The organism is Gardnerella sp. DNF00753, assembly GCF_049244275.1.
Lineage (GTDB): Bacteria > Actinomycetota > Actinomycetes > Actinomycetales > Bifidobacteriaceae > Bifidobacterium > Bifidobacterium greenwoodii.
In genome coordinates, this window is sequence record NZ_CP058393.1 from 1,008,521 (window position 1) to 1,029,381 (window position 20,861).

Sequence of the window (20,861 nt, forward strand, 5' to 3'; positions counted from 1 at the left end):
CGCGCCACCTACCCAATCTTCGTAAAAAGCGGCTTCACATTCGCCCAAATCCTGCGCGCAATACCAGGATGATTCATGGTATACAAGTGAATGCCATCCACTCCTTCAGCAATTAAATCGTTAATCTGCTGGGATGCAAAAATACTACCAGCATCGCGCAAGCACTCAGCGTTACTACCCCAGCGATCCATCATTGCGGAAACTTGCGAAGTAATGCGCGAAGAGCAAAGACTTGTCATGCGCTGCACTTGCGAAGCATTCGCCACAGGCATCACGCCAGCCTCAATCGGCACGTTAATGCCTGCCGCACGAGCTAAATCACGGAAGCGCAAAAAATCCTCGTTGTCGTAAAAAAGTTGCGAAATTAAGTGAGTTACACCCGCGTCAACTTTGCGCTTAAGATTCTCAATATCCGCCTGCAAACTTTCCGCTTCCGGATGCTTCTCCGGGTAGCAAGCGCCAAGAATAGGCAAATCCGGGCGCTTTGAACGAATGTAAGAAACCAAATCACTAGCGTGCTCAAAAACGCCGGCCGCTTCCTGGCCCGCAATCACGTCTCCGCGCAAAGCTAAAACGCCGGAAACACCAGCATTGCTAAACATTTCCAAAGCTTCATCAACAGCATCATAATCAAGGTAGCGAGCTGTTAAATGAGCAACCGCGTCAATACCGTATTCGGAGCGAATAGTATTCGCAATACGCGCAGTAGCAGTACGATCCTGCAGCTTTCCAGTGCCGTAAGTAACCGAAATAAAATCCGGGTCAAGACCCTTCAAACCATCCAAAGTATCGTAAATCGTACCAATAGGAGATGTGCGCTTAGGCGGAAAAACTTCCAGCGAAAACTTTGGTTTATAAGTCACAACTCACCCCCTGCTCGGCTGATCGATTAGCTTGTTATCTTGCAATTCTTCCCTAACCTCACTAGCTGCAGCAACAAGATTCTCCAAGCTTGGCCAAGTTTCAGCGTCGCCACGAGTTTTAAGACCGCAATCCGGGTTAATCCAAAGCTTCTCGGCAGGCATCTTGCGCAAAATCTCGTGAATACGCTCTACAAGCTCCGCCTCGCCAGGCACGCGCGGAGAATGAATGTCGTAAACGCCAGGGCCAGCCTCAGTCTCAAAATGCGCGTCGTGAATAGCGTCAAGCACAACCAAGTCGCCGCGAGAAGCCTCAAAAGAAATCACATCCGCATCCATAGCGTCAATGTCACGAATAATGTCATTAAACTCCGAATAGCACATATGCGTGTGAATTTGCGTAGTCGCAGCCACTGCAGAATGAACCAGTCGGAAAGCAGAAATCGCCCAATCCAAATACTTCTTATGCCAATCAGAACGACGAAGCGGCAACTTTTCTCGCAAAGCAGCCTCATCAATCTGAATCACGCGAATACCAGCGCGCTCCAAATCCAACACTTCATCGCGAATAGCAAGAGCCAACTGCTGAGTCTGCTGCTCGTGAGTAATATCCTCGCGAGGCCAAGACCAGTTAAGAATCGTCACAGGGCCAGTAAGCATGCCCTTAACAATATGCTTAGTGCAGCTTTGAGCGTAAGCGCTCCATTCAACAGTAATAGCAGACTCGCGAGAAACATCCGACCACACGATTGGAGGCTTCACGCAGCGCGTACCATAAGACTGCACCCAAGCGTTCTTCGTAAACTTAAAGCCGCGCAAATGCTGGCCGAAATATTCAACCATGTCGTTGCGCTCAAACTCGCCGTGAACAAGCACATCCAAGCCAATCTGCTCCTGATGCTCAATGCACTTGGCAATGCGATCGCGCATAAACTCGTCGTAAGCTTCGCGCGAAATCTCACCCTTACGAAGAGCGGCACGAGCGTTACGAATATCTTTAGTTTGCGGGAAGGATCCAATAGTAGTAGTTGGCAAATCCGGCAAGCCAAGAGCTTCCTTTTGCAAACGCTGGCGCTCAGCCCTTTCCGGCAGTCGCACAAAATCAGAATCTTTAAGATTCGAAAGACGATTAGCAACAGAAGCATCCGCCTTCACGCGCGAACCGTCAAACAAAGCCTGATTCTTAGCCAAAACACTACTCGATTTGCGACTTTCGTCACTTTCTGCAGCAAGATTTGCAATATCGCGAATCTCCTGCAACTTTTCAACAGCAAAAGCAAAATGCTGCAAAACATCCGCACCCAAAGCATCCTCACCAACAGTGCTAAAAGGCACGTGAAGAAGCGAGCAAGCAGAAGAAACAGCCACGCGATCCGTAACATTCTCACGCAAAGCATCAATAAGCCCAAGGCTCACAGCATAATCGTTACGCCAAATATTGCGGCCGTTTACAACGCCTGCAAAAAGCGTAGTCTTATCATTCACACCATAGCGCTCAATGGCAGCAAGATTTTCATCCTTGCCTTCCGCCAAATCAACGCCAACACCGTCAAAACCAAGATTATTCACAGTCTCGTAAGCGTCAGCAATATTGCCAAAATACGTGTTAAGAAGAATCTTAACTTCCGCACTCCTAGCCTCAAGCAAAGGCTTATACAAAGCTTCAAAAAGCTCCAAATCGCCATCTTCTTTATCAAGCGCCAAATAAGGCTCATCAAACTGCAGCCAAGTTGCGTGAAGCTCGCCAAAACGCTTAACAATACTCGCATAAGCGTTAGCCAGAGCCGAAATCACAGACTCAGTTACTTCCAACTCCTGAGCTTCAGGAGTACGAGCCAACTTCAAGAATGTGTACGGACCAATCAACACGGGCTTCGTTTCCAAACCCTGCGCGCGAGCCTCCAAAAACTCGTCAAAAGGCTTAGTTCCAGACAAATGCAAGCCTTCCGGATTCTCAACTTCCGGCACAATATAATGGTAGTTCGTAGTAAACCACTTCTTCATTGGCAACGCCGTCACATCGCCGCGCTCACCCTGGTAGCCGCGCGCAATAGCAAAAAGCGTATCCTCAGCATGCTCAAAATTCAATTTACGATAACGCTCCGGCACAGCGCCCAACAAAATAGCCGTATCAAGCATTTGATCATAGTAGCTAAAATCGTTACTTGGGATTAAATCAATTCCAGCTTCCGCCTGCAAACGCCAATGCTTAGCGCGCAAAGATTGAGCAACCTCACGCACTTCATCCAAAGAAGCATCCTGCTTCCAATAACGTTCAATAATCTTCTTCAATTCACGATCAGCGCCAATTCGCGGAAAACCAGACACCGAAGTAAAAACCGTAGACATACGTCCTCCAAAAAATTTCTTTTCGACTCACATTTACATTTGTTTCTTTCGACTCGCTTTAGCCTAGCAAAGAAATGAGCGATTGTGGTCATTAAAGAACTTGGGGTGTCGTTATAAGCTTAATTTATATGCTTAATTTCGTGCGATTTTTTGATTAGTTTTATTTTTTCTTTAGATATTATTTAGTATCGTCTATGAGTTTTGTAACTGATTTAGTTTTTTGGTTTTGACGAGGCTGGAAAATTTGTGTTTGCGTGCGTCCCGTCCTTCGGGCGCTCTGGCTGCTAAAAGCGCTTATTGTGTTCGCCTATATTTAAAGAATGTAGCTTCTCAGTCCTCTTTTAGCACTGAACACAATTTTTCCAGCCTCTCAACACATTAAACACCAACACAAAACTCATAGAATCGCTAAGTTTGTTACGAAAGTGCGTGGTTTACTAAGTGCAACTAAAGTCACGAAATTAAGCTACGGGTAGGTGCGCGGTAGGTAGGAGTGCCTGGTGTAGTGTGTGCAGCAGCGCGAATGCTAGTGTTCGCCGATCAACAGGAATCAGCGTCTGCAGAGCAGTGGCGCAAAGCTACTCGAAGGATTTGGGGGTTAGGATTGCGAGGGCCGTGGCTCCGCGCAAGCCGCAAGTTGCAAACGGTCGATCGGAAGCAAGCACCACAATCGACGCATTAGCAAGCCCCAAACGCATCGCCCCAAGCACATCCGGATCCGAATCCGGCGAAGAAAGCCACTGCGCAGCCATAGACATCGTTGGCTCATGCCCAACAATCATCGTTGTATGAACATCGCCTCGAACCGCCTGCAACTCATCCATAACCGACTGCATACCACCATCGTAAAGACTTTTGCGAGACTCAACCACAGGAGAGTCACCAAAACGCTTCAACATTCGCTTCAAAGTTTGCTCAGTGCGATTCGCACTAGAACACACAATATAATCCGGCACAAGCTTCAAAGACTCCAAGCCTTTTGCCATAATTTTCGCCTGCTTCAAGCCCTTATCTGTAAGACCACGACCCCAATCGTCACCCATTTGAGGCGCCTCAGCCTTCGCATGACGCATCAGCAACAAAACATACTTACTATGATGTGCTTTTTTCATAAGCTTTTTCATTGATGATGCCATAATGATCTCCTACTTAGCTTGACTATGCTCTATTTCTTGCGATTGCACAGTTACTTGAGATTGTAAAGCTTGCGAATCTTGCGGCAATTGCGAAAGCTGCACGTCTAAATCGCGCAAAACTTTACGCAATTTACGATCCGAAATATCGCGCAAAGACAAGTCTTCCAACTGCTCCGCGCGCTCTTCTGCTGTCATATCGTCAATATCGCTCACAGTATCTTTAGTACCATGCTCGCGCTTCTTCAAAGCACTAAAACCTTCAGCCATTGCGCGAGAAACAATCAAAAATCCAGTGTGACCAATCATCGCGTGATCCGGACGAACAGCCAAACCTTGCGCTTTCCAAGTGCGCTCCAAGGTTTCCTGAATTTCCGGCTCGGTCCACACGCCGCTTTCTCGCAAAGCTTCAGCCATTCGAGACATTTGCGTCGTAGTCGTAACGTACGCAATAAGCACGCCTCCCGGCACAATAACGCGATGCGCTTGTTCAAGGCGATTCCAAGGATCAAGCATGTCTAGCATAATGCGATCCACGCTGTGAGCGTCCAAAGTTTTTGCAACCGAATCAAAATCGCCAGTAAGTAAATTCCACCATTCTGGGCGCTTACCGTAGTACAAAGTTGCGTTGGACTCGGCAATGCGCGCAAAATCCGGTCGAAGCTCAATAGTAGTAAGCTTTCCGCACTCCCCAACTGCGTCCAAAAGGCTTAAGCTCATAGCTCCAGAACCAGCGCCCGACTCCAAAACGCGCATTCCGGAGCGAATATCTCCTAAAGCAATCACTTGCGCAATATCTTTAGGATACATAATTTGCGCGCCCCTAGGCATAGAAAGCACGTAGTCAACCATGCGCGGTCGCATAGCAACATAATCCCAGCCGCCAATAGCACGAGCAGCTTTCCAAGGTTTGTTGGACGATTTAGACGGATCAACAATAGTTTGCTGAGATTCGCGCTTCGCACTAACAGTAGTAATTACAACGCCTTCGCTTTGGCCAATCACGTCGTCGTGACAAATAAGACCGTGCTCAGTTTGCGTAACACCGCCTGAAACAAGCTGTGCAGTAATTCGCTTACCTTTACGATCGGTGAATTGAATCTTTTCACCTACTCGCAACACTCCACTACGCGAATTAACTGACTGCACAAAACACCTCACTTATTTTAGAGCGACTTTTTATAGCAACTTTTTATAGCAACTTTTTATAGCAACTTTTTAGCGCAACTTTTATTATTTCTACTATTATAAGCTCACCGTTGTAAGCGGCATAGCAGAATCGATTGCAAAGTCAGGCGCAGAAGGACGAACCCCTGCTTCCACCAAATTCACTCCAAGCATTGCAACCATCGCACCGTTATCCGTACAAAGCTTCAATTCCGGCAAACGCACTTCAATTCCATGCTCCTTGCCGCAAGCCAGCAAATGCTCGCGAAGCTGCGAGTTAGCGGAGAATCCGCCGCCAATCATAAGCGTTTTAGAACCGTACTGCTCGCAACCCATCATAGCTTTGCGTGAAAGCACTTCCGCCACAGAATTAGCCAAAGAAGCACACACGTCGTCAACTGGAATTTCAAGCCCTTGAGCTTCACGTGCCTCCACCCAGCGCGCAACAGCAGTTTTTACGCCCGAGAAGCTGAAATCGTAAGGATGCTCCTTGCCAGAACGACCTTGCGTTAAACCTTGCGGCACTTTCAAAGTATCCGGGTTGCCAAGCCTTCCATGCCTATCAATATGAGGGCCACCCGGGTATGGGAATCCAAGAAGGCGCGCAACTTTGTCGAAGCACTCGCCTGCAGCATCGTCCAAAGTTGTTCCAACAACATCAATGCTTCTAGCAATATCGTTCACGTGAAGTAGCGAAGTGTGACCGCCGGAAACAATTAAAGCAAGCACATCTTCCGGCACGTCACCAAATTGCAACTGCGTTACTGCAATATGCCCGATTACGTGGTTAATACCATAAATTGGCTTATTTGCAGCCCAAGCCAAGGCTTTAGCTCCAGAAACTCCCACAGCTAAGCAGCCAGCTAAACCAGGGCCTGCGCTTACTGCAATCGCGTCAACATCGCTTAAATCCATGTTTGCGTCTGCTAAAGCTTTAGAAACAACCGGAACAAAAGCTTCAGCGTGAGCGCGAGAAGCAATTTCTGGAATCACACCACCGTAGCGCGCATGCTCTTGCATTGAAGATGCCACCACATTTGACACCAGCGTGCGTCCGCGCACAATAGCTGCGGCTGTTTCGTCGCAAGTTGATTCAATTCCTAATACGATTGCTTCGCTCATTTTATTCCTCTGTTACATTATTTTTTGTAGAAAGTTTGTTATTTTCGCTTAAATCAGCGCACATTGTGTACGCATCCACGCCTTCCGGCTGATAGTATCTTTTTCGCAAACCCATTTTCGTAAAACCAAAGCGATTATACAGCGCGAGCGCAGGAACATTGTCAACTCTAACTTCCAGCAGCATTCGTTTAGAACCAATTTGTTTTGCTGTTTTAATCATGGTTAATAAAAGCTTAGAGGCTACGCCTTTTCGTTGATATTGCTTGGCAACGCCAATTGTCATTATTTGCGCATCATCGCCGTCAAACCAGTAGCCAGCATACCCGCATAACATATGCGTATTTTCGTCAATTTCTGCATAATACGCACGCATAGGAGCTTGCAATTCTTGCAAAATCATGCTCTCGTTCCACGAGCCTTTGCCGAACAAGTCGGCTTCAATTGGCGCTATTCTTTGCGCTAACTCATCGCACGTAAAATCGCATTTCGACACTATATTGCAACCTTCGGCTACTGCTGGAAATTTAGAATGCGTTATATCGACAATCATAATTACTCAAATCGTTAAAACGCTTCTATTTTTCTTTTGCCTTATTCGCTTCGCCAGATCCCAGCACATGCTTAAGCGGATTTGGCACAGACACGTCCGGACGGCGCAAATAAAGCGGTTCAACAGCTTTTACGTGCTCGTCTTTATTTACACATTCCAAAGAGCACTGCTCGAAAATTTGCAAGCCTTGCACACCCAAATCAAGAGCGCAAACTTCGGCAATAACGCCAACATGCACAATATTTCGCCAATCTTCAACGTATTTTTTAGCACCATGCCCGAGCACATCAACGCAATAATTTTCGTTAGTTTCGCTTGCTAAATACTCGTTTACACGAGACACAACATTTTGCGGATAGTCAATATCCATATTGATTAAAGCATTTCCTTCATCGTCATACAAAGACATGTAAACTTGACGACGACGAGCATCGTTTAGCGAAAGTACGAAGTGGCGAATATTAGAATTGCAAGAATCAGCAGAATCCGGAATATTTAGCAGCAAATCCTTGCAAATAACGCCATTTTTGCGAGCTTCTTCAAACGCTCCAGAGCGCATCATCAAACTTTGAGGAAGAAGACTATCACACCCCAAAATTTGAGCATTGTTGGCAAACGCGATTGCTTTCGCAGCAACTAATCCTGCGCGAAGACCAGTAAAAGGAGCAGGACCTACTCCAACAACCACACGATCAATATCCGAAGCCTTAAGCCCCGCATTTTCCACAACTTTCGCAATATTTACTTGCAAACGCTCCACGTGAGTGCGAGAGTCGGTTTCAACAATCGGCTCATTGCCCACAATTCCAACAGTAGAACCAAATGATGTGTCAATAATCAGCGTATTACTCATGTTTATTCCTCGAAGTCATGTACCTGACTAGCTTACTCGCTTACCACAACTTGCTTTATTTATTGCGATATTTGCTGTAATATTTTCTGCTATATTTTCCGTGTATTTCTTAATTACAATTTTGCAAGTCGATTAAGCCAATCCTTGCCAACAGCTTTCAAAGTTACGATTCGCTCACCATCGCTAGTAAAGTCGTCAACTTGCGAAGAATCAATAGGCCTTGCAATATGAACTTCTAAGCGCTCACTTGCCAGCACTCCAGCCATTTGCTCACCCCACTCCATAAGCACAACAGTGCCATCTCCCGGCTCTTCTAAAGCTTCATCAAGACCCAAAGATTCAAGCTCGTCAAGCAAACGCGAAACAGTATCTTGACCCGGAGCGAAATTCTCACCACCCAAACGGTAAGCGTCAACGTGAATTAGCGTCGCCGGCTTACCATCCGCAAAAGTGCCGTGCAATTCGCGCGCAATCGTAAAAGTTGGAGACACAATCGGCTCACTAATTGAAAGACCCGCGCCAAAACCTTGAGCAAACGTTGTTTTACCAGCCCCAAGAGGACCAGAAAGCAGCAAAACGTCTCCTTCTTTAACCAGTTTTGCCACAGATTTACCAAGTTCGCGCATATTAGTATCCGTAGGCACAGTACGAACTTTTTGCTGTTCTAACACCGTTTCTTCTTTCATACTTAACACAATCTTTCACACAATATTTTTAATTTACGATTTTTAATTTAAGATTTCTAATTTACGCTTTTTAATTTACGCTTTTTAATTTCCTTTAGACGAAATTATCATAATGCACTTTTCAAGCGCATAATTAGCATCGCTAGATCCGCCTTTGCACTGCTCATCCGCCCAGGCTAAAGCTTGTAAACTTTTAGAAACTCCAGCACTACTCCAGCCTGCAAGCTGACGCATTGCCATTTTAAGCGCCCACGGATTTGCTTTCGCTTCCGCACTAGAAATCGTGCCGTTACGAACTGCCATTGCAAGCGCAATTAAACGAACTTTTGAAGCCAAAGCGCCGATTAACGCTATAGGGTCAACTCCTTGCGCAACTGCAGTTCTTGCAGAAAGCACCGCAGAGCCTAAGTGACCTGTAACAGCCTTGTCTGCAACGAAAAAGCCGGTAACTTGCGGATCTGCAATAAGATAGCGGTCAACAATATTAAGGGTTATTGGATTATCGTCATAGTCGAAGCATAATTGCGAGCACAATGCTGCAAGCTCGCCTGTTTTTCCACCCAAAACCGCCACAAGTCGTTGCGCAGCTTGCGGTTCAACGCTTCGATTGTGACGATCAAATATGCTCATAACAAAGTTGAGTTTTGCATCGTCTTTTTTAAGATCCGGCACTGTGATTGTTTGAGCACCAGCTTTTGTAAGACGCGTAACAATAGATTTTCCTTTAAGACCACCTTCATGGCGAGCAATAACCCAGCTTAAAGAAGATTCGTCAAAATTATTTTCGTTATTTTGCGCTTGTTGGCAGAATTTTTCAATCGCTTCTACTAAAGACTCATCCGCACTTTGCAAATCGTTAATAATAACAATTGTGCCATCGCCAAAAAGCGAAGGACCAACAGCTTCGTCAAACGCGTACTTATCTGCGGATGAAGCGTCAAGCTCAATAATTTCAGCATCCGGAGCATTCTTCTGTATTTTTTCTCGCAAAGTTCTAGCATTAAGATTGTTTAAGTAATCATCCCCGCCAACTACAAGAGTCACCGGCATAATACGTTGTGCGCGATTATTACTTGCTGCCATAATGCTCCTTAAACAAACTAACTTTAACCATCATAATATTCCTCTCGAATATGCGCGCGTACTTAGCACTACTCGAAGATTTGCGCGGCTTCACTTATGGTTCGCTTTGCAGAAGATGCCCATAATTGTCCGATTATGCTTATGCGCTGAACGCAAGCCCGATTGTGAAAACTGCGAAAAACAAGCATAAAAACAGCAAATATCGCAACTTCTGCACATGCCATCATCCACGCTCCAGCAGCACCCTTCATCCAAGGAAACACGCCAAAAGATACTTCATCACACCAATACGCACACTTTTCCATAAAACTTGTTCCAATTGATGAAACTCTCGCAAAAACAAGCGATGTCCCAGCATTAAAACTCGCGCAAGCAAGCGAAATTAAGCCGAATACTGTTGCCCAATCCATAAAAGGCGCAATTATTAGATTCGCCGGCACAGACATAAAAGAAACTTCCGGCTGCATAAGAATTTGCACTGGCATCGTCCACAATTGTGCAGCCAAAGTTATTGCGAGCGCCGAAGCGATAAAATGCGGCACATATTGCGAAAATGTTTTAGACATTGGCACTCCCATAACAACAATTCCCAAAGTTGCTGCAGAAGAAAGCGCAAAAGCATAGTCCCAAGCGTACGAAGGGTTTACTAGTAACACTCCAATAACAGTCCAACTTAGCGCGCTTGCCGACTGGTATGGTCGCTTGCAGCACCACGCAACCGCGGATATTATTCCCATAATCAGCGCCCTAAGTACAGATGCTGAAGGGTAAACTATTGCGGCTAAAGAAATCTGCAACGCAATTTGTATTGAAGAAGTAGCCCAACGCGGAAGTAGTAAATATGAGCAGCATCTGTAAATAATCATGCTAAGTAGCAAAAAGTGGCCTCCTGAAACAGCCATAACGTGCATAATTCCAGCATGCTGAAAATGCTGACGTGTCATAGTTGAATAAGTTGCGTCTATTGGATTTAGCGAATTTGTTGCTTCCGTTGGCACATACTCTTGCCCCAACATTCCAATAGTTACTCCCGGAACCAACATTCTTCCTTGAGTATCAAGGTTATTCGTTACTTCATAAAATGATTTCCACAAGCTACTAGCAGAGTTTTGCCAAAAGTTTGAGCCTTGTATAATCTGCACGTTTTGTTGCGTTTTTTGCACATGCAATTCAGGCTTATTGTCAAAACGCGAAGATTTTAAGCTAACAGGCACTCTAATACGCATACCGTAACTAATATTCCTACAAACTGGATTGTACGCGTAGAGCCTAGCATTAACGTAACTTTGAGTGTTTGCAAATTTGTAGACGCGCACATTAGCTTGACAATCTCCATTAAAACTTTTCGACGCTCTAAAAGGAGTCAACACTCTAACTTCCGCCTCTGCAATACGAGTATTCAAAGTAGATTTATAGTTAGAATAATGAATTTTAGTAAGGTTTTCTGCACGTATTTCTTGCATAATAACGTCTTTTGAAAGCACACATTGACCAAAGTATGAAATCATGCATGCTGCTAAAGAAACGTACGCTACTGTTTGAATAGTTCTGCTCCAATCATTGCATTTACGACGCAGAAAAAATGCTACTAGAAAAGCGAAGGAAAATCCTATTATTGCAACTATTCCTGCGTGGATTACTCGCATTTGGCTCAACCATTTTCCTATTAGGCATCCAGCCCAGTAAGCTGTAGCAACAGGAATCATTCTAAAATCTCGACTTCCAGAAACGTTTTCTACTTTTTCTCGCATAATTCACCTATTTAACTTCAACATTTCCGCGGAATTTATTCAAAGTTTTAGGACCAATGCCCTTTATTTGCAGCAAATCTTCCAAACTTTTAAAACCGCCAACTCGTTTTCTATGAGCAATAATGCGCGCAGCTGTTTTTGGGCCGATTCCTTTTAAGCTTTGCAGTTGATCCACTGTTGCAGTGTTAATATTTATGCGAAAAGTATCACTCTTATTAGAAGCAGATTTGCTTTTTCTACTTTTTCTGCTTTTTCCGCTTTGACTGTTTCGACCGTTTTCAGAGCTTTCACCACTTTCGATACTTTCGTCACTTTCACCACTTTCGATACTTTCGCCACTTTCACTACTTTCGATACCGTAGTCAGATTCACCATTTTTGTTATTTTTCTTAGAATTACTATCTTCTAAATCGTCAAAAGAACGCTTTGAATAATCCGCATTGTCTTCTATTTTTTGCAATGATTCAGACTTACTATTTTGCACACGCTGATACGTTAACGACTGCGAAATAAGCATGGTAAGACTCGCACACAATGCAACGACCAGCACGAACATAATGGCCAAAGTATGAACAGGTTTCATATGAAAGCGCGGAGAAGATTTTATGTTTCTAATAGTTTCGTCAAAAGAATCAAAAGAGTCAAAATAATTTTCGCGCTTACTTTCGCGCATACTTTCGCGCATATTTTCGCTAAAGCCGTCGTCAAAACTTCGTTTAGAAAATTCTTCTAAAGAAGATGCAATACGCCGACTAGGCAAGTCGGCACCAGGCCTATTAATAGGCAAATTATTCGAATAATGCTGACCAGAATTTTGCCCAAAGTCTTCCATTAAATCCCCCAAATCTTAAAGTTCTTAACTTAACTATTGGGAAACTTATAACACTTCGCAACAAAAATCATCCCCTGTGGTTAAAACCTATAACACCGAAAAAAAAATGCCGTGAAGCACGATTTTTCGCGCTTCACAGCATTCATTAAGCCGACTTTAACCTTTACTCAGCTCTCGTCAGGCACAATAGACACAATCTTCGGAGCCTTAACAATCACCTTGCGCGGAGCCTTACCACCCAAGCGATCAGCTACAGCTTCCAAAGCGAGCTTTTCAAGCTCAGAAGCGTCAATATTTGGATCAACTTCAAGCTTTGCTCGAACCTTGCCCTTAATTTGCACAACGGCAGTAACAGTATCCTCACCAACGTAGCGAGAATCCGCAACAGGCCAATCTGCGTGAGCAATAGACTTATCATGCCCAAGCTTGCTCCACATTTCTTCGCAAATATGCGGCGCAATTGGAGCCAGCATAAGAATTAGTGGCTCAACAGCTGCTCGTGGCACGTGAGGAAGCGAAGTCAAGTGGTTGTTCAACACAATCAGCTTAGCGATTGCAGTATTTGGACGCATTGCTTCCATTTCCACAGTCACTTCTGCAATTGTATTGTTAAGAAGCTTCAGCGTTTTATCGTCCAAAGCGTCGTCTGTTACAACACAAGCACCGGTTTCTTCGTTTACTACGTTACGCCACAAGCGCTGAAGGAAGCGCATTCCACCAACAACGTTACGCGTGTTCCAAGGGCGAGACTCAGAAAGCGGACCCATGCTCATTTCGTACAGGCGGAACGTATCTGCACCGTAGTTTTCGTACATGTAGTCCGGGGTCACAATATTCTTCAAGCTCTTGCCCATTTTACCGAACTCACGGTTCACATTTTCGCCGTGCCATGTAAACGTTGGTTCACCAGCGCCGTTTGAAGCGCCTTCTTCAACCTCGTCGGCAGGAACGTACTGTCCGCGCTCATCCGTGTATGCGTAAGCTTGAATCATACCCTGGTTAAACAGGCGGTGGAATGGTTCAGCAGAATCCACATAACCCAAGTCGTAAAGCGCTTTATGCCAGAACCTGGAGTAAAGCAAGTGCAAAACTGCGTGCTCTACGCCACCAACGTAAAGGTCAACGCCGCCAGAAACATGCTCTTTGCCTGGACGGTTCGTGCCCATCCAGTAGTCGTATTCGTCGCTGTCAACCATGTGCTCAGCGTCGTTTGGATCCAAGTAGCGCATGTAGTACCAGCAGGAACCAGCCCAGTTTGGCATGGTGTTGGTGTCGCGATAGTAGGTTTTTACGCCGTCACCAAGGTCGAGCTGAACTTTTACCCAATCCTCGTTTCGGCTCAAAGGTGCTTCAGGCTCAGAATTTGCGTCGTCTGGAGCGTAAGTTTTTGGCTGATAGTCTGGAACATCCGGCAATGCAATCGGAAGCTCGCTATCTGGAACCAGGTGTGCAACACCGTCCTCGTCGTAAACGATTGGGAAAGGCTCGCCCCAGTAGCGCTGGCGAGAAAACAGCCAGTCGCGAAGTCGGTAAGAAACCCTACCTTTTCCTACGCCAGCAGCTTCAAGCCAAGTCGTCACCTTTTTAATAGCTTCGTCAACGCGCAAACCGTTAATAGACAATTCGTCACCGAGCTTGTGCGTATGCTCTACAGAAGAGTTGATAACAATTCCGTCGTGTGAAACGAATGGAGCTTTACCTTCGTAATCTGCCAATTTTTCGCCAGACTCAGGCAAAGGCTCAACAGTGTAGATTACTGGCAAACCAAAGGCTTTTGCAAAATCGTAGTCTCGCTGATCGCCGCCTGGAACTGCCATAATTGCGCCCGTGCCGTAATCCATAAGCACGTAGTCTGCAGCAAAGAGTGGAAGTTTTGCTCCAGTTACAGGATTGATTGCGTAAAGACCAGTAAACAAGCCAGTTTTTGCTCCCGCGTCTTCAGTGCGATCTTTTGCGGTCTTCGCACGAGCTTGAGCTTGATACTCTGCCAAGCCTTCTTTAAGACTTGCGTAGCCGCCCTTCCAGCTTTCTGGAACGTCCGCACTCCACGCTTCTGGAACATGCTCAAGAATTGGGTGGTCTACGGAAACAACAGCAAAAGTAGTACCAAAAAGCGTGTCTGGACGAGTCGTGTACACTTCCAAATCGCGCGTTTCGCCGTCCGCACACGGCACTTCAAAGTGCACGGATGCACCGTGAGATTCGCCAATCCAGTTTCGCTGCATAAGCTTAACTTTTTCTGGCCAATCAATAGTGTTCAAATCTTCAACCAAACGGTGTCCATAAGCGGTAATTCGCATGGACCATTGGCGAAGGTTGCGCTGGAATACTGGGAAGTTTCCACGCTCAGATTTTCCTTCTGCAGTAACTTCCTCGTTTGCAAGCACAGTTCCCAAACCTGGGCACCAATTTACAGGAGACTTAGAAATATATGCAATACGGAAGTCGTTTAAAACATCCGCCTGCTCTACCTTGTTAAGCTCTTCCCACTTTTTGCCTGCAAATCCTGGGATTTCGCGCTTGCCACTCTTAAACTCATCAACAAGCTCAGCAATTGGTCGAGCAGAACCTTTTCCGCCGTCTTTGCGCACAAAATCAGGGTTGTACCAAGCGTCATAAAGCTTGGAGAAAATCCACTGCGTCCAACGCACATAATTCGTATCAATAGTTGCAAAAGACCTACGATCATCGAAGCTCAAGCCCATGCGGTGCAGCTGCCTGCGCATATTAGCAATATTCGCTTCGGTAGTAATGCGCGGGTGCTGACCAGTTTGCACAGCGTACTGTTCAGCCGGCAAACCAAAAGCGTCATAACCCATTGCGTGAAGAACGTTTTCGCCCTTCATGCGGTGGTAGCGGCTTACAACATCCGTTGCCAAGTATCCAAGAGGATGCCCAACGTGCAAGCCTTTACCGGAAGGATACGGGAACATGTCCATTGCAAAGAAAGAAGGACGACCGTCAGCATTCCTGCCTTCGCCATCCTTCAAATTGCCCTTAACATTAGCAGCCCAGAACGTGCCCTGCTCGTCCCAGGTTTTTTGCCAGCGCTGCTCAATATCTTGTGCGAGCTGCGCGTTGTAACGAAAAGCTGGCTCAGCAATAGTAGCTTTATTGTCAGCTGTTGCATACTGTTGATCGTTGTCGTTCATACCCTAGGACTATAGCGTCTTATGCAGTCATTATGCAACACTTTTTACAAGTTTTATTGATATTTTATTGAGAAAATATGTAGTTTTAACGTAAGTTTTCCTAATACGCGCACAAAATTAAGATTTTATGCTTATTTTGCAAAATAAATCATTACAATAGTAAATAAACTTTTTAAGCGAATAAAGATTAGAAAATTAGGTAAAATTCAATAAAACTATAAATATTAAAGAGGTTGTGAATTGAAAGTACAAAAAAATACGTTACTACTTATTGCTTGCTTAGTTTGGGGCGCTGCTGGTTTTAATATTCTTAAGATTGGCTTGTTGGCTTACCAGAATTATTTGCAACCGCTGAATTACGCTTTGTCTCTAGTTGTTTTTGCAATATTCCAATTCCTGATTTTTGGAAAACTCGTTAAAAAACATACTCAAAGAATCCTCGCATACAAAGAAAAACAATTTTTCCTCAAATTCTTTGACGTTAAATCTTTTATAATCATGGCTTTTATGATGACTTTTGGAATTGTTTTGCGCGCAACTAACATAGCTCCCGAACAGTTTATTGCAGTGTTTTACACCGGTTTGGGTTCTGCACTATTTTTAGCAGGATTGCTTTTTGGATATCAGTTTGCAAAAACATTCTGCCCTGCGCTTAAACACAGCTTGTCTGATTGTGCTAATACTTCAGTAAAATAGTGAGATTGGGAATAATTTAGTTTATTCGTAAAATATTTATTAAGTGTGTAACGATAAGCCGTATATGCATAAGCTGTATATGCTAGTACGTTAAGAAGGCTGCTATGGACAATAATGTGTATAAAAAGAGCAGATTATACGCACCTGAGCGTTTTTTTGAATGCGAAGGCAAGGGTTTGCAATGGTTGCAAGAAGCCCACAAGTTTGGCGGCCCTAGAGTTGCAAAAGTGTTTGATTGGGGAAACGATTACCTTAATATTGAGCAAATTGACACTGCTTCCCCAACTCCTTTAGCTGCTTTTGAGTTCGGTGCAGCTCTTGCACACATGCACGACTATGGTGCGAAATATTTTGGTCAAGCTCCTGCAGATTATGATGGAACATGCTATTTTGGACCTTTAAGCGACCCTGTTAATATGCCAACTGGCGAGTGGAATAACGTTATTGACTATCTTGCGGATGGGCGTTTGCGTCCTATGGTTGAGCTTGGGATTGCTCGCGGAGAGCTTACTAAAAGCGATTTGGCTCTTACGAACGAAGTTATTGATGCGCTGCCTGATTTATTAGGAAAGACTGCGGAAGATAAGCCTGCGCGCGTTCACGGCGACTTGTGGAGCGGAAACGTTTTGTGGACTAAAAGCGAGGATGGAGAGCATACTGAGGCTGTGCTGATTGATCCTGCAGCCCACGGCGGGCACCGCGAAGAAGATTTAGCTATGCTTCACCTGTTTGGAATCAGCTATTTTAAGCAGATTTTGGACGGATACCAGTCTGTGCATCCACTTAAGGCAGGTTTTGAGCAGCGCATGATTATTTGGCAGCTCTACCCTATTGCAGGCCACTGCGTATTCTTTGGCGGCGGATACGTAAGCGAATATCGAGAAATGTGCAGAAGATTATTAAATAGCTGATTTTCAGCAGTAAACAAATAAAACATTTAAAGACTTAATCGTAAAAATTACGAAAGGCCATTAGTATGATCCGTTTGCGCGTAAGCACTTGGAAAAGAATTATAGTTGTGCTAACAGCACTAGTTTCAACACTATTTGTTGTTAGTGCATGCGGCACTACTTCTAAAACTTCTTCCAGTCCTAAAAACGTGCAGCAAACGCATAGCGGAAATGTTGTTATTTTTACACCTTCAGACGGTTTAGCTTTAACAAGACACAAGCCGTTGAGCACATGGGATAATCTTGTTCCAGAAATAGTTAAAGACTTAAAAAATAAGGGTTTTAACGATAATTCTATTACTACAAAAACTTCTTCTAGTCTTTCGCAGCAGAGTCAAGACGTGCAGGATTATGTTGTGAATTTGCTAACACCATTGCATTCGGAAAATCATAACAAAAATAAGCAAAATACTGGCAATTCAAACGAAAAAATTAAGAAGAAGCTGAGTAAAACCACTATTGTTATTGCTCCATGGACTAATAAGAACGGCAATAATAATTATGGGGATTACGCAACTTTACCTACACCAAACAAAACAGAAGACACAAAAAATAAGCAGGGTCTTTTAGCAGGCAAAAACGATTCTGAAGACACAGACAAAAATATTCTTCTTTCTCAAAAGCGTTTAGCCTCATCTCTTCGACTTGCTCAAAAATCTGGAATACACGTAGTTATGCTTTCACGTTCAATTCCAGGATTTAAGCCAGATGTTCTTTTCCACCTTTCTGACGCTAGTAGCATTGGCGAAACTCAAGCAGAAACATTAGTTCAAAAACTTGCTCTCGACCGTGCTACTCGCGAAAATCCGCGCTATATTGAAGTTCTTTTGCCATGCCACAATCAGAAAAATATAAATTTGCACGCAAAAACTAATAGTGGCGCAAACGGTCAAAACTCAAACGATTCAAACGGTTCAAACGATTCTGACTCAAATAATGCAGATTCTAACAGTGAAAACCAAAATTCTTCCTCAAATAATAATCAAGAATCTCAAAATAGTGGCGAAAATAGTTCAAAAGATAATGCAGATACCAGCTCCTCAACACAGTTAGAAGACGAGTTTGCAAAAGAAGCTTTTGCGGGAATGTGGAAAGTACTTAGACCATATTTCGCTTCTGGCACTCTGCTTAGCACTTCCGGAAAATTGCATGCAAATAGTAGCGAAAAAGACTGGATTAACGTTGCTTTTGACGCAGATAATTCGGATGCTGTAAAAACTGAGTTGAAGAATCGTATTACTAAAAACGATAATCTTCTAACTCCTTCACCAATGCATGTTGACGGCATTATTGCTCTTGACGATCAAGTTGCTTTGCAAGCTTCGCAAACTTTAAGCGATTTAGGTTACGAAGGAAGCGCTGCAGACATAAATCCTTCGTTTACTTTGCCGAATGTTATTGGAAACTTCATTGGTAAAAGAAATCTTATTAAGCGACCTGTTCCTTCTCCTAAAAACAGCTCCAATAAGAACGCAAAAGACGCGCAAATTAGCAAGGAACAGTCCGAAGATGCTAACGATGCTGCTAACGCAAAAAAATGGCCTGCAATAACCGGCTACGGAGCATACAAGAATATTATGCCAAATATTGTAAGCGGTAAGCAGTGGATGACAACTATTGAGCATCAGGCACAGATTAGTAAAGATATTACAGAAATGTGCGATTCGTTAAATAGCACCGGAAATCTTTCTACAAAGATTGCAACAAAACAATCGACAATTGAGCCTGGAATTACGGTTCCAACTGTTTATGAACAGCTGATAGCAGTTAGTGCAACGAATTTGAAGGCTCGCCTAATAGACCCGGGCTACATTTCCCTAGCTGATGCAGGATTGTAAAGTTCACTTAGTGCTTTCGAGGAGCGTAAATAACGCGCTCAATAAGCTCGTGGTAACGCTCAACAACTGCCTGACGTTTAGCTTTTAAGCTTGGCGTAAGCAGACCGTTATCTTGCGTAAAAGCGTCCGGCACTATTTCAAACTTGCGAATAGACTCCGCTCTAGAAACAAGCAAATTAGCTTTAGTGACGGCACGCTCAACTTCTGCACGCACAATTCCGTTTACTGACGCTTCTTTAAGCGAGCGCACTTTGCACGCTCCTCTGGAAGCAAGCCAAGAATTTACTTCCGCCAAATCAAGCGCAATAAGCGCCGCAACAAATGGCTTTCTGTCTCCAATAACAACCGCTTGAGAAACAATTGGAGAAGACATTAACGAAGCTTCTAACGCGTTTGGAGATAAATTCTTTCCGCCAGCCGTAATAATAAGATCTTTCTTTCTGCCGGTAATCCGCACAAAACCGTCATCATCTAAAGAACCAAAGTCACCCGTATGCAGCCAGCCGTTTACAATTTGTTGACGAGTAAGCTCCGGATTATTATGATACCCTTTGCATACTGCTGGGCTTTTAATACACAGCTCACCATCATCCGCAATTGCAACAGACACGCCTTTTACCGGCAAACCAACAGTTCCAATACGGTATCCGGTTGTAGGATTCACCATAGCCGGAGCACAAGTTTCAGTCATTCCGTAACCTTCAAGCAAAGGCAAACCGATGCCGTTAAAGAAGTGCGCAATCGACATATCGAGAGGAGCGCCTCCGGAAATAGCGTACGAAACAGAACCGCCAAAGACTTGCAAAAGTGGCTTATAAACTAATTTTTTGCATAATGCGTGGCTTAAAGCAAGCATAGGCGGAACCATCGCTTTAGACTGCTGAGAATAAGACCATTGACGCGCAACTTTTGCCGCATAAGCAAAAACAAAACCTTTAACTCCCCTGCCGGCTTTTTGCGAAGCAGCGTTATAGATTTTTTCAAAAATACGAGGAACGCCAAGAATAAAAGTCGGCTTAAACGTTTGAAAATCAGACAAAACTGTTTTCAAATTGCTCGTTAAACCAAGAGTAACGTTTCCAGCAAAGCAGAAGAATTGCATAAATCTTGCGAACACGTGAGCAAGAGGCAAAAACAGCATTAAGCGAGGATTACCTTTTAAGGCAATATCTGGCATAGAAACAACGCCTGACTTTGCAATAAAAGCAAAATTACTATGCGTAAGCTCAATTCCTTTAGGCTCGCCTGTTGAACCGGAAGTGTAGACAATTGTTGCTAAATCATTTCCGCAAACCGCGTGAACTCGCTCGTAAAACTCCGAATCAGTTACAGTTTTACCGTACTCAATAAAAGCATCAAGCGCTCCACGGTTTATAACATAAACGTCGTGAAGAGTAGAGCAATCATCCTTAACAGCTTCTATTTTTGGAAGCATATCGGCAGACTCAACGAATATTGAGCAAACTTTAGAATCCTCAACGATATGCTGTATTTGAATAGATGAGCTAGTTTCATAAATTGGCACGGTTAAAGCGCCAATAGACATAATAGCCATGTCAAGAACCGTCCACTGCCATGAGGTATGCGCAATAATCGAAATAGAATCCCCCGGCATAACTCCGCGCGCAATAAAACCTTTAGCAACAGCAACTACCATATCTCGAAATTCTTTAGCAGAATAAGACTTCCACGAACCTAAAGAATCAACATACTCAATCAATGAATCATTCGCGCAGCGAGAAACTCGATCTTCTAGCAGAGAAAAAATATTAACATCTGTATCAATAGCTTCATCAAGTGGACGAGAATATTCTTGCATATGCGCTCCTGTGTTGCATA

At 44.2% G+C, this 20,861-nt stretch carries 16 protein-coding genes; 3 read left to right on the forward strand and 13 right to left on the reverse strand.

Going from position 1 to position 20,861, the window contains the following annotated elements:
- Positions 1 to 8: 8 nt before the first annotated feature.
- The 12 genes from metF to leuS form a co-directional block, all read right to left on the reverse strand.
- Positions 9 to 863 (reverse strand): methylenetetrahydrofolate reductase [NAD(P)H], encoded by an 855-nt coding sequence (gene metF / locus HXT33_RS04195; RefSeq protein WP_421786653.1) that lies wholly within the window; start codon positions 861 to 863, stop codon positions 9 to 11.
- Between the two features lie 3 nt (positions 864 to 866).
- Positions 867 to 3,209: a 5-methyltetrahydropteroyltriglutamate--homocysteine S-methyltransferase gene (metE, locus tag HXT33_RS04200; protein ID WP_421786655.1), complete on the reverse strand. Its 2,343-nt coding sequence runs from the start codon at positions 3,207 to 3,209 to the stop codon at positions 867 to 869.
- A 578-nt stretch (positions 3,210 to 3,787) separates the two neighbouring features.
- Positions 3,788 to 4,345 (reverse strand): SixA phosphatase family protein, encoded by a 558-nt coding sequence (locus HXT33_RS04205; RefSeq protein WP_421786657.1) that lies wholly within the window; start codon positions 4,343 to 4,345, stop codon positions 3,788 to 3,790.
- A 9-nt stretch (positions 4,346 to 4,354) separates the two neighbouring features.
- Positions 4,355 to 5,491: a tRNA (adenine-N1)-methyltransferase gene (locus HXT33_RS04210; protein ID WP_421786659.1), complete on the reverse strand. Its 1,137-nt coding sequence runs from the start codon at positions 5,489 to 5,491 to the stop codon at positions 4,355 to 4,357.
- Between the two features lie 96 nt (positions 5,492 to 5,587).
- The gene (gene tsaD, locus HXT33_RS04215; protein WP_004106430.1) at positions 5,588 to 6,631 is read right to left on the reverse strand and encodes a tRNA (adenosine(37)-N6)-threonylcarbamoyltransferase complex transferase subunit TsaD; all 1,044 of its coding nucleotides are present in this window, start codon (positions 6,629 to 6,631) and stop codon (positions 5,588 to 5,590) included.
- A gap of 1 nt (position 6,632) precedes the next feature.
- A complete protein-coding gene (gene rimI, locus HXT33_RS04220) occupies positions 6,633 to 7,181 on the reverse strand; it encodes a ribosomal protein S18-alanine N-acetyltransferase (RefSeq protein WP_421786661.1) in 549 nt (182 codons plus the stop codon).
- A 25-nt stretch (positions 7,182 to 7,206) separates the two neighbouring features.
- On the reverse strand, positions 7,207 to 8,034 hold the full coding sequence (tsaB, locus tag HXT33_RS04225; RefSeq protein ID WP_421786663.1) for a tRNA (adenosine(37)-N6)-threonylcarbamoyltransferase complex dimerization subunit type 1 TsaB: 828 nt from the start codon (positions 8,032 to 8,034) through the stop codon (positions 7,207 to 7,209).
- Between the two features lie 113 nt (positions 8,035 to 8,147).
- Positions 8,148 to 8,720, reverse strand: coding sequence for a tRNA (adenosine(37)-N6)-threonylcarbamoyltransferase complex ATPase subunit type 1 TsaE (gene tsaE, locus HXT33_RS04230; RefSeq protein WP_004127080.1), 573 nt, complete (start codon positions 8,718 to 8,720; stop codon positions 8,148 to 8,150).
- Between the two features lie 84 nt (positions 8,721 to 8,804).
- On the reverse strand, positions 8,805 to 9,803 hold the full coding sequence (gene holA / locus HXT33_RS04235) for a DNA polymerase III subunit delta (protein ID WP_004137454.1): 999 nt from the start codon (positions 9,801 to 9,803) through the stop codon (positions 8,805 to 8,807).
- Positions 9,804 to 9,871: 68 nt separating this feature from the next.
- Entirely contained in the window at positions 9,872 to 11,554 is a 1,683-nt protein-coding gene (locus HXT33_RS04240) for a ComEC/Rec2 family competence protein (protein ID WP_308582549.1), read from the reverse strand.
- A gap of 7 nt (positions 11,555 to 11,561) precedes the next feature.
- Entirely contained in the window at positions 11,562 to 12,386 is an 825-nt protein-coding gene (locus tag HXT33_RS04245) for a ComEA family DNA-binding protein (protein WP_421786666.1), read from the reverse strand.
- Between the two features lie 167 nt (positions 12,387 to 12,553).
- Positions 12,554 to 15,538: a leucine--tRNA ligase gene (gene leuS, locus HXT33_RS04250; protein WP_421786668.1), complete on the reverse strand. Its 2,985-nt coding sequence runs from the start codon at positions 15,536 to 15,538 to the stop codon at positions 12,554 to 12,556.
- A 240-nt stretch (positions 15,539 to 15,778) separates the two neighbouring features.
- On the opposite strand from leuS, the gene HXT33_RS04255 reads away from it, so the two are divergent.
- The 3 genes from HXT33_RS04255 (at position 15,779) to HXT33_RS04265 (ending at position 19,022) form a co-directional block, all read left to right on the forward strand.
- Positions 15,779 to 16,234, forward strand: a complete 456-nt coding sequence (locus tag HXT33_RS04255) for a hypothetical protein (protein WP_421786670.1) — start codon at positions 15,779 to 15,781, stop codon at positions 16,232 to 16,234.
- A gap of 104 nt (positions 16,235 to 16,338) precedes the next feature.
- Complete coding sequence (locus HXT33_RS04260) at positions 16,339 to 17,145, forward strand: fructosamine kinase family protein (protein ID WP_421786672.1); 807 nt, start codon at positions 16,339 to 16,341, stop codon at positions 17,143 to 17,145.
- A gap of 65 nt (positions 17,146 to 17,210) precedes the next feature.
- A complete protein-coding gene (locus tag HXT33_RS04265; protein WP_421786674.1) occupies positions 17,211 to 19,022 on the forward strand; it encodes a hypothetical protein in 1,812 nt (603 codons plus the stop codon).
- Between the two features lie 7 nt (positions 19,023 to 19,029).
- On the opposite strand, the gene HXT33_RS04270 is transcribed toward HXT33_RS04265, so the two are convergent.
- The gene (locus HXT33_RS04270; protein ID WP_421786676.1) at positions 19,030 to 20,841 is read right to left on the reverse strand and encodes an AMP-dependent synthetase/ligase; all 1,812 of its coding nucleotides are present in this window, start codon (positions 20,839 to 20,841) and stop codon (positions 19,030 to 19,032) included.
- Positions 20,842 to 20,861 lie beyond the last annotated feature (20 nt).

What these genes read in the sequence shown, in the direction of transcription:
- HXT33_RS04260 (WP_421786672.1), top strand. Translation starts at nt 16,339, where the DNA reads ATGGACAATAATGTGTATAAAAAGAGCAGATTATACGCACCTGAGCGT.
- holA (WP_004137454.1), bottom strand. Translation starts at nt 9,803, where the DNA reads ATGGCAGCAAGTAATAATCGCGCACAACGTATTATGCCGGTGACTCTT.
- HXT33_RS04240 (WP_308582549.1), bottom strand. Translation starts at nt 11,554, where the DNA reads ATGCGAGAAAAAGTAGAAAACGTTTCTGGAAGTCGAGATTTTAGAATG.
- rimI (WP_421786661.1), bottom strand. Translation starts at nt 7,181, where the DNA reads ATGATTGTCGATATAACGCATTCTAAATTTCCAGCAGTAGCCGAAGGT.
- leuS (WP_421786668.1), bottom strand. Translation starts at nt 15,538, where the DNA reads ATGAACGACAACGATCAACAGTATGCAACAGCTGACAATAAAGCTACT.
- tsaE (WP_004127080.1), bottom strand. Translation starts at nt 8,720, where the DNA reads ATGAAAGAAGAAACGGTGTTAGAACAGCAAAAAGTTCGTACTGTGCCT.
- tsaD (WP_004106430.1), bottom strand. Translation starts at nt 6,631, where the DNA reads ATGAGCGAAGCAATCGTATTAGGAATTGAATCAACTTGCGACGAAACA.
- HXT33_RS04205 (WP_421786657.1), bottom strand. Translation starts at nt 4,345, where the DNA reads ATGGCATCATCAATGAAAAAGCTTATGAAAAAAGCACATCATAGTAAG.
- HXT33_RS04265 (WP_421786674.1), top strand. Translation starts at nt 17,211, where the DNA reads ATGATCCGTTTGCGCGTAAGCACTTGGAAAAGAATTATAGTTGTGCTA.
- HXT33_RS04245 (WP_421786666.1), bottom strand. Translation starts at nt 12,386, where the DNA reads ATGGAAGACTTTGGGCAAAATTCTGGTCAGCATTATTCGAATAATTTG.
- metE (WP_421786655.1), bottom strand. Translation starts at nt 3,209, where the DNA reads ATGTCTACGGTTTTTACTTCGGTGTCTGGTTTTCCGCGAATTGGCGCT.
- tsaB (WP_421786663.1), bottom strand. Translation starts at nt 8,034, where the DNA reads ATGAGTAATACGCTGATTATTGACACATCATTTGGTTCTACTGTTGGA.
- HXT33_RS04270 (WP_421786676.1), bottom strand. Translation starts at nt 20,841, where the DNA reads ATGCAAGAATATTCTCGTCCACTTGATGAAGCTATTGATACAGATGTT.